The organism is uncultured Maribacter sp. (assembly GCF_963977385.1).
Classification (GTDB): Bacteria; Bacteroidota; Bacteroidia; order Flavobacteriales; family Flavobacteriaceae; genus Maribacter.
Genome location: NZ_CAXBOU010000016.1, coordinates 1 through 14,439, shown reverse-complemented (window position 1 = coordinate 14,439; position 14,439 = coordinate 1). Strand labels below are relative to the sequence as shown.

Annotated in this window: 19 protein-coding genes; 1 reads left to right on the top strand and 18 read right to left on the bottom strand. The window is 34.9% G+C overall.

What is annotated here, in order from left to right; genetic code table 11:
- Positions 1–8: 8 nt before the first annotated feature.
- From AAC084_RS15700 to AAC084_RS15615, 18 genes are all read right to left on the bottom strand, one after another.
- Positions 9–668, bottom strand: a complete 660-nt coding sequence (locus tag AAC084_RS15700; RefSeq protein ID WP_339841155.1) for a hypothetical protein — start codon at positions 666–668, stop codon at positions 9–11.
- 110 nt (positions 669–778) lie between these two features.
- Complete coding sequence (locus tag AAC084_RS15695) at positions 779–1,360, bottom strand: hypothetical protein (protein WP_339841154.1); 582 nt, start codon at positions 1,358–1,360, stop codon at positions 779–781.
- Between the two features lie 48 nt (positions 1,361–1,408).
- Positions 1,409–1,996: a hypothetical protein gene (locus AAC084_RS15690; protein WP_339841153.1), complete on the bottom strand. Its 588-nt coding sequence runs from the start codon at positions 1,994–1,996 to the stop codon at positions 1,409–1,411.
- Between the two features lie 48 nt (positions 1,997–2,044).
- Positions 2,045–2,905 (bottom strand): phytanoyl-CoA dioxygenase family protein, encoded by an 861-nt coding sequence (locus AAC084_RS15685; protein WP_339841152.1) that lies wholly within the window; start codon positions 2,903–2,905, stop codon positions 2,045–2,047.
- A 97-nt stretch (positions 2,906–3,002) separates the two neighbouring features.
- Positions 3,003–3,638 (bottom strand): transglutaminase family protein, encoded by a 636-nt coding sequence (locus tag AAC084_RS15680; protein ID WP_339841151.1) that lies wholly within the window; start codon positions 3,636–3,638, stop codon positions 3,003–3,005.
- A gap of 171 nt (positions 3,639–3,809) precedes the next feature.
- Positions 3,810–4,211: a group III truncated hemoglobin gene (locus AAC084_RS15675; protein WP_339841150.1), complete on the bottom strand. Its 402-nt coding sequence runs from the start codon at positions 4,209–4,211 to the stop codon at positions 3,810–3,812.
- A gap of 9 nt (positions 4,212–4,220) precedes the next feature.
- Positions 4,221–4,565: a cupin domain-containing protein gene (locus AAC084_RS15670; protein ID WP_339841149.1), complete on the bottom strand. Its 345-nt coding sequence runs from the start codon at positions 4,563–4,565 to the stop codon at positions 4,221–4,223.
- Positions 4,566–4,668: 103 nt separating this feature from the next.
- Positions 4,669–5,052 (bottom strand): DoxX family protein, encoded by a 384-nt coding sequence (locus AAC084_RS15665; protein WP_339841148.1) that lies wholly within the window; start codon positions 5,050–5,052, stop codon positions 4,669–4,671.
- A gap of 143 nt (positions 5,053–5,195) precedes the next feature.
- Positions 5,196–6,500, bottom strand: a complete 1,305-nt coding sequence (locus AAC084_RS15660; protein WP_339841147.1) for an amidohydrolase — start codon at positions 6,498–6,500, stop codon at positions 5,196–5,198.
- A gap of 75 nt (positions 6,501–6,575) precedes the next feature.
- Positions 6,576–7,166, bottom strand: a complete 591-nt coding sequence (locus AAC084_RS15655; RefSeq protein ID WP_339841146.1) for a Crp/Fnr family transcriptional regulator — start codon at positions 7,164–7,166, stop codon at positions 6,576–6,578.
- A 109-nt stretch (positions 7,167–7,275) separates the two neighbouring features.
- On the bottom strand, positions 7,276–7,782 hold the full coding sequence (locus AAC084_RS15650) for a DUF2314 domain-containing protein (protein ID WP_339841145.1): 507 nt from the start codon (positions 7,780–7,782) through the stop codon (positions 7,276–7,278).
- A complete protein-coding gene (locus AAC084_RS15645) occupies positions 7,783–7,962 on the bottom strand; it encodes a hypothetical protein (RefSeq protein ID WP_339841144.1) in 180 nt (59 codons plus the stop codon).
- 184 nt (positions 7,963–8,146) lie between these two features.
- Complete coding sequence (locus AAC084_RS15640) at positions 8,147–9,250, bottom strand: hypothetical protein (protein ID WP_339841143.1); 1,104 nt, start codon at positions 9,248–9,250, stop codon at positions 8,147–8,149.
- A gap of 92 nt (positions 9,251–9,342) precedes the next feature.
- Positions 9,343–10,086, bottom strand: a complete 744-nt coding sequence (locus AAC084_RS15635; protein ID WP_339841142.1) for a zinc-dependent peptidase — start codon at positions 10,084–10,086, stop codon at positions 9,343–9,345.
- A 6-nt stretch (positions 10,087–10,092) separates the two neighbouring features.
- Complete coding sequence (locus AAC084_RS15630) at positions 10,093–10,587, bottom strand: ATP-binding protein (protein WP_339841141.1); 495 nt, start codon at positions 10,585–10,587, stop codon at positions 10,093–10,095.
- Between the two features lie 59 nt (positions 10,588–10,646).
- The gene (locus AAC084_RS15625) at positions 10,647–11,498 is read right to left on the bottom strand and encodes a DUF5694 domain-containing protein (RefSeq protein ID WP_339841140.1); all 852 of its coding nucleotides are present in this window, start codon (positions 11,496–11,498) and stop codon (positions 10,647–10,649) included.
- A gap of 442 nt (positions 11,499–11,940) precedes the next feature.
- Positions 11,941–12,549, bottom strand: coding sequence for a hypothetical protein (locus AAC084_RS15620; RefSeq protein ID WP_339841139.1), 609 nt, complete (start codon positions 12,547–12,549; stop codon positions 11,941–11,943).
- 247 nt (positions 12,550–12,796) lie between these two features.
- Complete coding sequence (locus AAC084_RS15615; RefSeq protein ID WP_339841138.1) at positions 12,797–13,450, bottom strand: hypothetical protein; 654 nt, start codon at positions 13,448–13,450, stop codon at positions 12,797–12,799.
- A gap of 497 nt (positions 13,451–13,947) precedes the next feature.
- Here AAC084_RS15615 and AAC084_RS15610 point away from each other — a divergent pair, with 497 nt between their 5' ends.
- Positions 13,948–14,313, top strand: coding sequence for a GTPase (locus tag AAC084_RS15610; protein ID WP_339841137.1), 366 nt, complete (start codon positions 13,948–13,950; stop codon positions 14,311–14,313).
- Positions 14,314–14,439: the final 126 nt, after the last annotated feature.

The following is a 14,439-nucleotide window of genomic DNA, read 5'->3' as shown; positions in this document are numbered from 1 at the left end:
TTGTTCTTTTAAGCTGTTTTCGGCTTCAATTTCCCTTTTACTTTTTTAATCCAGTAGATAATATAGACGGTTCCTAAAACGGTCGGTATCATCCATGCCCATAAATTATCGTATTTAATACCCGCAACTAAGAAAGCGGTTATAGATGCTATTAGGGCGCCGAGCATTCTACTTAAATGATTGATTAACCAAAGTTTTCTATTCTCTAGGGTTTTAGAGAACAGTTTGTAATCGCCATAGGGTAAGAATATGCCAAATACTCCGAAGAACAAGAACAGTATACTCTGTGAATGGTCATTAATAAGTCCGTTGATGCCAAAACCAAGCATGAGTAATGCACTTACCACCATGACGCCCGAAATAAGTTTATCTACAAAGTTAGCCTCCGTCTTTTTTATAGATTTAAAGGTCAATGCTCTGTTACCTGCGAGCACCATATAAATGGTGAATAGGCCTATTAAGAATAAAAAGTTGTTGATATGATTGGGCATTCTAGCCACTACTAATGAAATGGCCGAGCTGATAATCATAGACCAGGTAAACCATTTTCCTAAACGTTTATGATTTAGATTTCCTTTTCTTACTATGATACTTCCAATTCCAGAAATGAGTCCTAATCCCCCAAAAAAGGCGTGTATGTAGATGAAAATTTTAATGGTGTTCTCCATGGTCGGTTGGTTAATTGTTATTCAAAGATGTAAAATTTAAAAACAACTTGATAATACAAATAACCCACCTGTTGGTTTTGACAACTGAATTGGAGTTTAAAAGAGATGAGTTATATAAGTAGGTCTTTGTTAATCACTTCTAGGTACTTTTTCAGGAAACCATCAATAGCTACTTTGCTAGATAAGTTTTTACCGCGCAAAGTGACTATGATAATGTATTTGTCTTTGTAGGTAGCGTTATAGGTAACATCATCATATTCAGGTTCATTTTTAATGGTCACAAATTCGTTATCAAATAGATGTAAATCACTAACATCGTTTCCGTCTACCTTATATTTTAGAGCAGAATTATACCCCATTCTTATATATTTAAGCATGGTTTTGTTCTCGTTTACTTCTTGGTTAATAGTAAACTTAAACTCATAAAATTCATTGGTAGAATGGTCGTAAACCGCGACAAGTCCATTTTTTGTACAGCCGACAACTTCAAAATTATATTCTCCGTAGGTGTCAAAATGCGGAATAGACTCAAATAGATTTTCTTTTCCAACACAGGTAGGTACGCTGTCGGGAAATGTATTCGCTACAATTGTGGTTTCCGTATTAAAATCTGCTAATTGAGGTTTTGATGTATTTTCTTTACAGGAGAAAATACTTGTCATCATTACTAGTAAAATAAGCGTGCCTTTCATATGTATAGGTTTTAGGAATAGCTACCACCAATACATAAATACGAATGTTTAATTCTTTATTTTCTTTGGTTTGCAACTTTCACAAAAGTCGGACAAAGCATGTATCCCTAGTGTTACCTTTTCGTGTTCTTTTTGTAACGTTTCGGCATCTTTACCAAAGTCAGTGGCTTTAAAAACTTGTGCACTTACCGTATTCATCTCCTCTTGTAGTTCGTTGAAAATAGGCTGAAATAATTTTGAGTCGCTAAAAGTTCCTTTTTCCTCATATATTTTCTTGCGTATTTTTCGTGCGTAGAGTTCGACCAAATCAAAATCATAGCGACCAAAGCGAAGCAACTGATTTGCAGTGATGGAATCAGGAGCTATCAAGACAGCTAAATTTCGCTGAAAAATTGTTTTCACCTTGCTATTGAAATTTTTGGTGAACATAAAAGAAACCGAATTCATATTAAAACTGAAATCTATTTTAGAACCGGAGTAAATGGAATAGGAGGTAAGCGCGGAATCTATTTCTGATTCTGGAGATTGGTAGTCGCTAAGTTGCAACACGTAATCAGGTGTCCATTCTATTGTTTCTTGACCGAAAAGGAATACTGTTGTGTATAAACAGCATAAAAGAAAAGTGTATTTTTTCAAGGAATGTAGCATTTAAATGTGCGTCGAAAGTACTGAAAAAGTAAATTCCTAAATGATAATATTATCCCAATTCACCACATCGTTATGTGAATGCGTAAAGCCAATGGCACGCTCTTTCGCAATGGTATCAATATCTCTATAAGCGGCAACATAGGTCTTGCGCCAGTCTTTCGATTCATTACCTGCAGAACCATGTACAATACGTTCGTCGTGTATGGTAATACTGCCTCTTTTTACGGGTAGGTATACAATTTTATCATCTTCACGCTCTTCAATCACTAAGGTGTGACTTTCATCTCGTGATACCTTACCATCTTTTCTTTCGTTACTGTACGATTTTGGAAAGTGCTTACGCAATTCTGGCTCTTTATTCGTGCCAGGTAAAACTTGTAGACATCCGTTGATAAGGTCAGAATCTGTAAGCGCCAAAGAAAAGGTGGCTGTCCAAGTATTTTCTGTTTTAGGCCAATAGCCCAAATCTTGGTGCATGGCAAATTCAGCTCCTTTTTTACTTGGTTTTTTAGCTAAAAATTGTTCATAGTCCATCAACGATTTTCCATTTTTATATAATTGGTCGGCTATACGTTGGGTAATTTTATGATAGATGTTATTTTTTAATTCTTTGCGGTAGGTACTGGGCAGCATGGCATTTACCAGTTGAAAATCTTCCATAGGTGTGCCATAGGGTTGCGACATATCACAGAAATCTTTCTTCATATCTTCTGCTTCTTTGCCTAAAACGAAATGGTCGAACCATGGGTCTAAAAACTGCATCTCTACGTCTGTCAGTACATCATTTAAAACGACATAGCCGAGTTCATGAAACTGCTCAATTTCCTTTTCATTGATAATGTAGTTGATGCCTATTCTACGATGATTACCAGAATCTGGATTTGTAATACGTTCCATGCCAAGTATTTTTTAAGTTGCCGATACTCAAGTTACGAAATTTGAGATTTTCTTTGCACGGATTATAAACTATTTAGCAATTTAGGTGTGTCAAAACCTACAACTCAAATTCCGTTTGGTTAGGGTCTGCATCGAAAATATGAGGGTAGTGTTCTCGGGCATTTTTCACCATAAATTCAACGGGTACATCTTCAAAATGTCCATAATCTTCTAAGTATTCCATAAAGAGATTACCATCTTCATTAAACTCTTGTAGAACGGAATCATTTTCACCATCAAAATCTAAAGGAGCTACATTAAGCATACTACACATAGAAGCATTGAAAGCTGGTGAAAGCTTTAACCATTTATTATTGATATACGCATCGACCATACCGTGGTTGGTGAGTTCGTTAGAGCCGAACTTTTCCGTCAAGCGTTCTACGCCAATATGATTTTTAACTTTTGCCAAGTGAATTCGAGCAGGTATGCCCACAGCGCGTAAGCATGCAATTAAAACAATCGATTTATCGATGCAATGCCCTTTTGTTCTTTTTGCAATTACACTTGCCCTGTAATTTTCTTTTGTAAAACTTAAACTATAGGGGTTGTAGCGCCATGAGTCGCGAACTTTTAAATAAAGCTGTATGGCTTTTTCTTGTTCAGAAATAGAATCTGGAGTAACATCAGTCACTAGATTTTGAATTTCTAATGTTTCGTAATCAAAGAAATAGGTGGGGGAAAGATAATCCATGGAGGTACGTTTAAAGTCTTGTGTTATTTTATTGTCAAGTATCACAAGCTCAATAATCTTTATGGTAGCTCCACCCGTGAACTTTATAAACACTAAGGTACAAATACTAGTTCACTAAATACAGAGAACTAGTACCACTTACTGGAAACCGATATTGCCAACAAAGAGCTTTTATTTCCGATACTCTTCAGGTCGGTTTTGCCAAATATGAATATACTGTCCTGTAGACATTCTACGTGCCATATCCTTTGCTCTTGTAGCCAATTCACCTTCGTAGAGTTCATCAATGGTCTCGAACCAAAGTTGTAGCCATTGTGCAAAATGATTTTGCGAGATGGTATGGTTAAGGTTTTTATCGACATTTACATGTTTGGCAGAAGGGCTCCCTCTAAAAGTTCGAAGTCCAAAGAGGTTCGATTCCCAAAAATCAGTGAGTTTGCTGAGGTGTACTGGCCATTGCTCATCAGTAATGTGGCCATTAAAAATTGGGCCCAGCATTTCGTTCTCTCTTATTTTTCCGTAAAATGCATGTACCAATACGCCTACATCTTCTCTATTGGTGATATCGTTCATAGTATTCGTTTATGAGTGTGCAACAACGTCTTTTACACGATCGGCGGTATCTTGTTTTGATAGCGTTAACCGTACAATGCTTTCTGCTTTTGCAGTTAGATCATGCGGTATATTTCCTTCAAGGGTAAGTATCGCTCCTTTTTTTAAATCGTGTACTTTGCCTTCAACGCCAAATGCGATTTCACCCTCTAAGATATGCACAATAATAGGAAAGGGTGCTTTGTGTTCTTTCATCATTTGCCCTTTTTTAAATAAAATGCGTATTTCTTTAGAAAAGGAAGTTTCTAATAGCACTTTTAGGGCCACTTTATTGTCGTTGAAATCTAGGTTTTCGTTAAAAGATGTCGAGTTCATAATTGAATTTTGGCAATGATAAGAAGAAGAACATTGTTAAACTATGACTCTTCTCATAGTATTGAAATTTGCAAGGTCAAATCACCCACATTATTCATGCATATTATACCAGTACGCGCAACTTTTCACTTCTCAACCAAATAGCGACCCACACGATTATTCCGAAAATTATAGGTAAAAGAATGTTGGTAAAAGGGTCGTTATGAATTACGTGCGTAGCGACTGCTACACCAAGCCAAGCAGTAAGTAAAAGTGCTCCAATAAAGGTAGTTTTAGGAATAGCATACAAAACAGTAGAGACGAATAAAATAATGCCCAGATACATCACTGTATCTTCAGGATAGCCAAATTCTACGGCACCTTCCACGGCCATTTCCGTTTGAAACAAATTATTGACAGCTCCCATTAAAAACATGAGAACGACGATGCCTTGCAGAATATACGAAGTGTACAAAACACCTTTTGATACTTTTTTTAAGGTTTCCATAGTAGTATGATTTTGATTGTATTGGCAGAATAAATTTACATGAAAATTTTTAGTGTTTCTGACCGCGTTTTTTTTATTTTCAATTAGCATTGTTCTCTCTTTTTCTTTCTCAAGAAATACGTCGTGGATTGAAACCTTTTGCTTTATTGATTTTGCAATCTTTCTAAGATCATTGATGAGAAAAAATTCACTCCGGTTTTTATACTGTTTTCATCTACTTCAAAATTTGGTGCGTGTGGCATTGAGATGATACCCTTTTCAAAATTAGAACCTCCTAATAAAAAATATACTCCAGGTATCTGATGTTGAAAATAAGCAAAATCATCACCACGGCCATCAGGTACTGCGCCGTAAGTGGGAACAACACGCTCTTTACCATAAATGGTAGATAAACTATTCATGGTGTTGGTCGTTAATTCTTTATCGTTAGAAACCACAGGGTAATCGCCAGGTAACGACACGTCAATTAATTTTTTTGAAAATTTCGAAGTACTTATTTTTTCTTTTAACATAGAAATCATTGAATCAAGCTTTTGTTGACTACTAACACTTATATTGGTGCTTATCGATAGTGCAGTGTCTGTTTTGCTGATTTTTATATTCTGACTTACCGTAAGAAAGTCCTTAAAGATGGTGTTGGGGTTTGCTAAACCGATGTTGGGGTCTAATAAATTTCGGGTATCCCAAAATTTGCTATCCGGTTTAATATTTTGAAAGCTTAAAAGTAGCTTTTTAGTAAAGCTGATGATGGAGTCATTTTCACTCGTGTTCTTAAAAGAAACCGTTGCAGTCCTATATCCGGCAAAAGGCCAGTTTGCCCTTGTAGAAATCATTCCAGAAGGCATGGGTGTTATATGTAAAGCGTAAATTTCTTCGGGATCGATAATGTCAAACAGACCATCCTCTATCATTGCTTTTGCCCCTTTAATATTTTCTTCAGAGGGTTGAAATATGAAATAAACCGTACCTGTAAGACGATCCTTCATACTTGTAAGCACATCGGCAATACCTAGTGCAATAGTGGTATGTACATCGTGTCCGCAAATATGACGAACACCTTCATTTTTTGATGAAAATGACACACTATCTGGCACTTCTGATGCTAATGCATCAATATCAGCCCGCCAGGCGATTCGCTTACCTTTTTTATGAGTTTCTAAAATGCCGACTACACCGTGGCCACCAACATTGGTTTTAACCTCCAAACCTAATGCGGTTAAATACTTCGCTATTTGTTCTGATGTTCTTTTTTCTTGCTCAGACAATTCAGGGTACGCATGTAAATCTCTACGAACTTTCACCAAACTGTCAAAGATTTCATCGGTTCGTTGTTGCACTATTTGATGCATTGTAGCATCAGGTTCTATGCTTTGTCCATTGAGTAGAATGGTCAAAAAAAGAAAGGATATCGAAAAGGCAATTCTTAGAAGTTTATTATGTGAAATCATGGTTCGCTATTCATTGGTTATTACTGCAAAGTTGCGATACCGTGGTGAAATGTACCTGACACATATGTGACAAAATTACTTTTTTGCAATTTTACTCCGTATTCTACTTAATGATTGTCGTTCTATACCCAAATATGAAGCTAAATGCGTTAAACTTATTCGGTTCATGATAGCTGCATTTTCATTGATGAAATTGAGATAACGTTCTTCAGCATTTTCAAATAAAAAACTCTCAACCCTATCCGTTTGTATGGTTAAAACCTTTTCAGCGATTAGTCTACCATACATTTCATTGCTCTTGAATTTTTTGTACCCGTCTTGAATATGTTCGTACGACAATTCTATGATAATCGATGGCTCTAGGCACTCCATAAAATACTTCGTAGGCTTTTGTCTAATAAAGGCAGGGTAATCTGTAGCATATTTGTTTTCATTCACAAAACCTGTCGTTATACTGTTTCCTTTGTCATTAATATAATATCTGCGTAATAACCCTTTGCAGACAAAGCCCATTTTGGTTTGAATTTCCCCGCTCTTGAAAAAGAACTCTTTTTTACCATATTCTTTAATGGTCACCTGCATTTTTATAATCGCTATTTCCTCTGGCGTTGCATGTGAAAATAAGTTGAAATAGGTATCGAAATAGGCTTGATATTCTTTCTTCAAGTGTGCACTGGTTTAGGGGTTTGGTTGTGTATGAAATTAACTATTCTGGTTTTATTTTTTGTGAATAATCGATTCTAAATTCCTCGGAATTGATAGGATGGTTATTATTTTATTTAAAAAGAAGCCCGTTTTTAGCGTCGAATTGTGCTTTTTCTTCATCTGATAATCCATCGCGTAGCACTCGAATGGTATAACCGCCAACAATCTTATCCTTTTCATAATACATCCAATCGCTGATATTAGCGCGGTCTACGGTAATGGTATCTCCTAATTGTATTGCATTGGTATATACCGGTTCGTTGCCAATTGTGCCTATAAATTCGGAGTCGACCAACTGAATGTCTTGCACCCAAATATGTTCACCACCACCATCGCGGGTTATAAATTTCTGTTTGATGGCAAAGAAATCTAAATCAGGATTATCACTTTTAAGCGCAATTGTAAATTCTTGAATCGAATTTTTAGCTTTCTCAATAGCATCGTTGATTTTGGCGTTGTCATTTTCTATATTGTAGACATTAGGTTCGCCATCACGTTCTACTTTTGAAGGCCTATTTTCTTTACACGAAGAAAACAGTAGAAGTACGATTGTTATGTAGGTAAACGTTGTTTTCATTTATTGTTTGCTTTTTTTTATCATGAATCCGATAGAAATCAGAAAGGCGATGAGGTATACTAAGGCCAATAAGGGTTTTTCAACGGTCATATTTTGAAAGTCAATTTGCCTAAATAGGGCCACTCCAATAATAAGAGCTAAGATTATAGAAATAATGTTGGGTACTATCTTATACTTCATAGGTCGTCTGTTTAAAATTCGCACCTTAATGATAAGGCTGTGGCAATTAGGCCTGTACACGTAGCCAAAGCTTTTAGTTTTGTGATTAGTTTATTTGTTTAATTGCCAAATACAATAGATTTTGCGGACTTGGCAAATAAGTCAAGGCCTTTAAATATAGCGCTTTATGTTTTATTTGTAATCGCTATTGTTCCGTTTCACTATATAAATATTTCGCTGCAGCGTCTCCCATTTTTCGATGGTCGTGGCCAACATTTGGTATTATCTGTAAATCCCAATTGAAATCAAGGTCCAGCTCCTCGGCACTGTTTTTAGAGGTATTAAAAAAGTATTTCCCTCTTTCCAATCTATGATGACCTTGTTCGTTTGCACTTTTCGAATGCAGGAAAGTGCCTCCTGTTTCATTTTCATTATCGAGTTCTCCCAAAAAGACAATTAAGCTTTTCTTAAAAGCACTTTTTAATGATTCTTTTTCGATGGGAGCATTTTTAAAGCCAAAGGGGAAATTCGATTCAAATGAGGGTAACGTATAGAAACTGGCATTGGAAGCTAAAATTTTGTCCGCTTTTGAGTCTTTTTGAAATAGAGCAAGTCTATGTAATATATGTCCTCCTGCAGAATGTCCGAAAACATCATATGTTTTCTGCTGTGAGTTCAGAGCCGCTACGGATAAATCAAATATTCTGTCAAAGTCATTGAAAATCCAATTGCTCGAATTTGGATTGACTTTGAAATTAAATTTATCTTCATCGAGTCTAGCTATATTAGTGCCTTCAACATATTTGATGTTATTTTTCAAATTTGAGTCCGTAATTAAGCCGCATAAGTGATAGTCCTCAAAACTGTACTCATCCTTTGGGTACATAGGAGATAGAATTAGAATACTATACTTTTCTGATTCTTCAACCCAAGCATCTCGATAACTGTCCCCATTTCTTCCAGCACCAGGTACTACAAGCAAAATTCTAGATGATGGGTCGAAATTTTTAGGCTTATGATAAAATATTTCTATGGTTTTATGTTCATTACCAACACCGCCTTCTATTATAAATGTTCCCGAACCTTCTTGAATGTCGATTTCATTTCTGACTAGTTCCTTTTTGCTTGTTAAATTACTTTTCTTTAGTAACTCCATTTGGCAATGTGGACAAATGCCAGCTTCTGAAAAGGCCAATTCATCACATTCTAAATTACAGGGCGTGCATACATAATCTCCACCTTTATTTTTGCAAGAATTAAAAACTATTATTAGAAATAGTAGCAGTAGAAAGGTTGATGTATTCTTCATTTTTTAATTAGGATATAATTGCACATCACAAATAGATTGTATTCAATACTACGAATAATTTTAGGGGTATGAACTCTTTTGAGTTGGTTCGATCACCCATTTTTAAGCTTCCTCGGGTTTTTGCTATTACGCGGGTCTTGTTGCAAAACTTTCGCTGTCATACGATAGAACGTAGGCGAATAGGAGTAAAACTCATGTGGCCATTCAAAGAAGGTTTCTAGGGTAATAGAAAATAGTTCCATTAAATTAGTGCCGCCATATTCCCTAAAAATTTTATAATCACCGGCTTTAACCAAAGGTATTTTTTTAATGGCCAATGCCTTCCATGTGTTGAGGTCACTTTCGTTGAAAGTCCGTGCCAGATAAGAGCGTTTAGAGTTTTCAATAATTAGGCAATGGCCGAATTCGTGAATGGCAATATTTAAACCGTCATCGGTAATGATAAAACCTTTTTCTACGGCAGGCCACGAAAGATTTACACGTTGGGTAAAAGGGTTTACATCACCGTCATAAAAGACATCTCTACCAGCGTAGGAATAGGAGGTCGGCGTAACAAAAACTTCATTGAATATATTCAGCACATCTTGTTGTAGGCCAAATGTAATTTGCACAAAGGCACTACAGATCACCAGTTTCATTTCTAGGGTAAGTTCAAAACCTTCTTTGGAGTCAAAATCGGTGGTGTGTAGAAAGAGTAATGTTCTAACCATAAACGATTTTTTATTGCTTTCCGATAGCCCTGTGTAGTAAGTGCTCCATTTGCTTAGAATGCTATGGCATTCTTGCTTGCTTTTCTGTCGTAGAAAAAGACTAATAAACCGATGTTTTATATTCAAATGAAATTAGGGTTTCTCTGTAATTACGACACCGCCAACAAGTTCTTCATTACTGGGTTGCTCGAACCAATTTTGCATGAAGTTAAAGTTTTCTTGGGTGACCTCAAATTCGAACGTAGCTCCTTTTTCGGTATTTCGTTGTTGTATACGTTGCCAGCGTGTTTCTTTAGATATATCTAAATAATGAATTTTAATTTTGAAGTCATTGGCTGCTGCAAATTGCCGAAACTTTTCTCGGTGCTCGAATTTCGATAGGCCTAGGTCTAGAATGCTATCGGTGTTCGATTGCTCCAATTGCTGTACCAAATTCATGATAATCTTCTCCGACCGTTCTATGCGCTCTAAAAACCATTCTAAACCGTCGGCTGGGGCTTTGTCTGGTAGAAATAGGGTCTTGTTCCACGTATCTATTGAAAAGAGTACACCTTTGGTTTTACTTTTCAATGCATTCGAATAGGTAGTTTTACCTGAGCCTGTATTTCCAACGATGAGGTGTAGCATGGTTTTCTATTCTGAAATTTAACAATGATCTTGGGTATAGTCTCTTACTCCCTAATTATCTATTTTAAATATTCAAAAGTATCTACCATTTCATACTTTTTATCTCTGCGCATAAATTCTCTAAGAAATGCGGTGTGGCTCCCCCCAGAGATGATAAAAACTCTATCGGTACTGTCTAATTTAAGTCTATTTAGATTCGAATAAATTCTTAAATTTCTTTGATAATACTTTGCAGCTTCATCTGCACCTTCAAAACCATTTTCGGTACCTACATAAGTTAATATGTCAGCATTTGCGGTGATAAGTAAATCCAATATTTTAGGATGATTCATTCGGGCCAATTTCTCATATAACGAGATACCTTCTTCAAATATATTTTGATTGGGGACGGACTCAAACGGATTGGACATAAATTCGACGTACGTTACGGAATCAATTGCATTTGTAATTTCTGAACCAATAGCATAGTTATATTCCATTTTATGGTCAATACCATAAATTCGTTTTACACCCGCTAATCTTCCTAATTCAAAAGCAAGAAGTTCAACCTCAATTGGTTCTTCAAAACTAGTATCTGGTGCTTCTAAATAGGTGGCGTAGTTTTTTTGTAAGATCTCATTGTATTCAGGTATAGTTTCTACAGCAATAATAGTGGGTTTAAAAGCAGATAGCATTTTAGCTATTTGATGAATTGAGTCTTTATTTTTCTTATTGTTTTCATCGAATTCAACCGTATGTGCATCGCTGGTGTAACCCATATGAAAAGTAGCAAAGTTCAATACTTTGGTATTAGAACTTTCAGGCGCTATTGACATAGAGTCACTTTTTTTCACTTCTGGTTTTTGTGTATTGGTGCAGGAAATAAAGAACGATACGATCAGAAGGGGTACTACTATTTTTAAGATTTTCATTTATGGTTTTTTTAGGTTGGTGGTCTGCAATTTCGTTAAAATACTAAAATCGATATGTTATCAATTATTAGCGGTATTGTCTTTAAATGGTTTTGACTGAGTCAGTATTTGTAGCATGGGGTTTTAAGATTTTTAAAAAAAATTCAAAGAATTTGTTTTTTTGAATCTATCAGCCTAGAATAACAATGCTTCAGATTAAGGAGGAATTTGTTTGTTTTTTACCTCAGTTCTTTGTTAGCAAAAGTTATTTGTCAAAAATTTTATTAATTCATTTTCGTATTTTTTGTGATTAAATTCAAAAAAATCATAAACAGCTTCACCTAAAAGTATTTTTCCATTTTTTTTGAAATTTTAGACCCCATTGTGTCTCCGTTTTAGTTATAAAAACCTAGTACCACTTGTGCTTTAACCGTATAATTAATTGCGATATTTTAAATATTCATTAATCAATTTTAAATACTTTATCTAAATCAGAATAACCTACATCACTAAATTTTAACTCTGATACAGTAATCACAGCATCCTCAATATTTTTAAGTTTGTCTTTTTCGTAATTAATATTTAGGTTCTTTATTTCTGCTGTTCCCGAAGCTTTGGTTGGGTTAGATAAATCAATATTTCCTTCAAGTTTCGTTAGTGGATTTTTACTTCTGGTTTCTGGTTTTATATTATAGTAGCAAGTAGAGGTTGTGCCATCTTTTTGTAAAAAACGTAGTTGAATAGCAACAGCAGTTAGTTCAAATGTTTCTGGATTATAATATAACTGTACATTCTCACTCCCTTTTTCTAATTTCTTTTTAAACGTAATTATAGCTGTTCGTACTTTTGTTTTTGCATGAGTATCAATAATGCCTGAAGCTTTTGTATATGCCCAATCTTTGCCATTTATTTTGCATAAATATGTTGCGTTTTTTTCAGATTTTGGTTTAATAGAAATGACTTCTTTTGTTGCAACTTTATTTTTGTTGTTTTCAGATTTAGAATCTTTAGTTGTTTCTTTACATGATATTGCTAAAATGACAAGTAAAATTAGTTGAATAAATTTTTTCATAAGTATCAGTTTTTAATTTTTGCTAACGTTTAGGCTATGGCAAGTAGGGCAGGCAAGGAAACTTTTCGTTTCCGTCTGGTCTGCGAGCCAGAGCTTTTTGTTTTGTAATTATTTTTTCTTTTTAATTGCCAAATCCAAAAGATTTGGCCTACTTAGTAAACACGCCATAGCCATTAAATTTAGCTCTTTTTGCCCTATTTGTTATAGCCAATGTTGGGCGCAGTTTTTCGTCCGAGTACGCTGAATTTTATTGAGTTTTATTCGCATTTTGTATAAATTTTTCAACAACTCTTTTCTTGTCCGATTCTCGTTTAGTTAAAATGTCATCTATAATTCTTCTTAGCGTTTTCTTTTCGTGAATTGGTTTAAATTCAAAATGAGTGTCGAAAACAATAGAATATATTTCGAAAATAACTTTAACAACAACATTTATCAATTCCTCAGTTTCTTTTAATGTCAATTCGGAATTGTTAATAACGTTTTTGTAATTATGGTCTGTATGAGCATAAAGCTTAAATCTCAAACTACTGACTTGTTCTATTGATTTATTCTGTTTTTTTAATTCGTTTTTCCATTCACTAATTTTCAATTCATCTATATTTAATGATTGATAAATTCCGCCTTTTTCTATTTTTCTCAATAAATGGTGTAAGTTATATTTGTCCGTTTCTTTATTGTCATTTGTTAACTTATGTAGTTCAATAATTGTTAAACGCCAAAGTGCATATCTCGAAAATGAAAAGAACCCCGAATTGGAAATGTATTTTAGATGCTTTTCATCTAAAATATTGTCTGATTTCGGATAGTTCAGGTAATAGCAAAATTCAAAGGATTGAAGGAAAGTAACAATACTTTTAGTAATCTTATCTAGGTCTTTTTTTAATTGTTCCTTTTTGTTCATTTAGTTACACTTGAGTGAATTCCATTTGCGCAAATTTGCTAAAAAGTCCATCTGCGTTCTGTTTGCGTTCTGCTTTTCAAGTTCATTTGCACAGACTAGCTAAAAAGTCCGTTCTGCTCAAATTACATTTTCTTTTAAACTTAATGCAAGATATATTACCAACCGGCTTTCTCAATCAAAGTCAAAATCATCAAAATCAGAATCGTCGCCACTTTTATTTCTATATCGATAGGCTAAAATCCCGATAACAATAATTGAAAATACTATCGGCAAATATTCTTTCATAGAAATTGAAACTTGGATGATTATTCAAAATTGCGCCCGACGTACGGATATACGTATCATGGTATGTTTATTTCTCAATTTAGCACTTAAACCATACCTTCTAAGATACCACTAAAGAATAAACCTACAAATTACCATTCAATCGCATTACGGAAAACCATAAATGGTCTAAAATTATGTATGGTATGGTTTATTTTTACGACCAAAAGACCATGTCAAAGAAAATTCTCTTTATTTATAATGCCAATAGCGACACGGGCAGCAAAATGCTTGATTTTGCCCATAAAATAATAAGCCCCGCAACGTACGACTGCGCACTCTGTTCGTTAACCTTCGGTAGCTTTACCGAGAACAAGCAATGGAAAGCTTTTAGAGAAAGTCTATTGACCAAAGGCTACGAACTAGAATTCTTACATAAAGATGAATTTCAAAAAAGCTATAAAAGCAAATTTGGGCATGCATTTACTTATCCTATTATACTAGTAGAAACAGCGCATGATTTAGAAGTGTTAGTAACAACAGAGAAATTGAATGGGTTGGAGACGGTAGAAGAGTTGGTTGCGGAGATTGGTAGCTAGTGGTTTGTTGTTCGTTGTTAGTTGTTGGAAAAAATGTCCGTTCGAGTGGATTTCGAGGTACGAGAAATTTATATCGAGAACCTTTCGTGTTCCAAAGATTCTCGATACTATTTTAGGTTTCCGTTG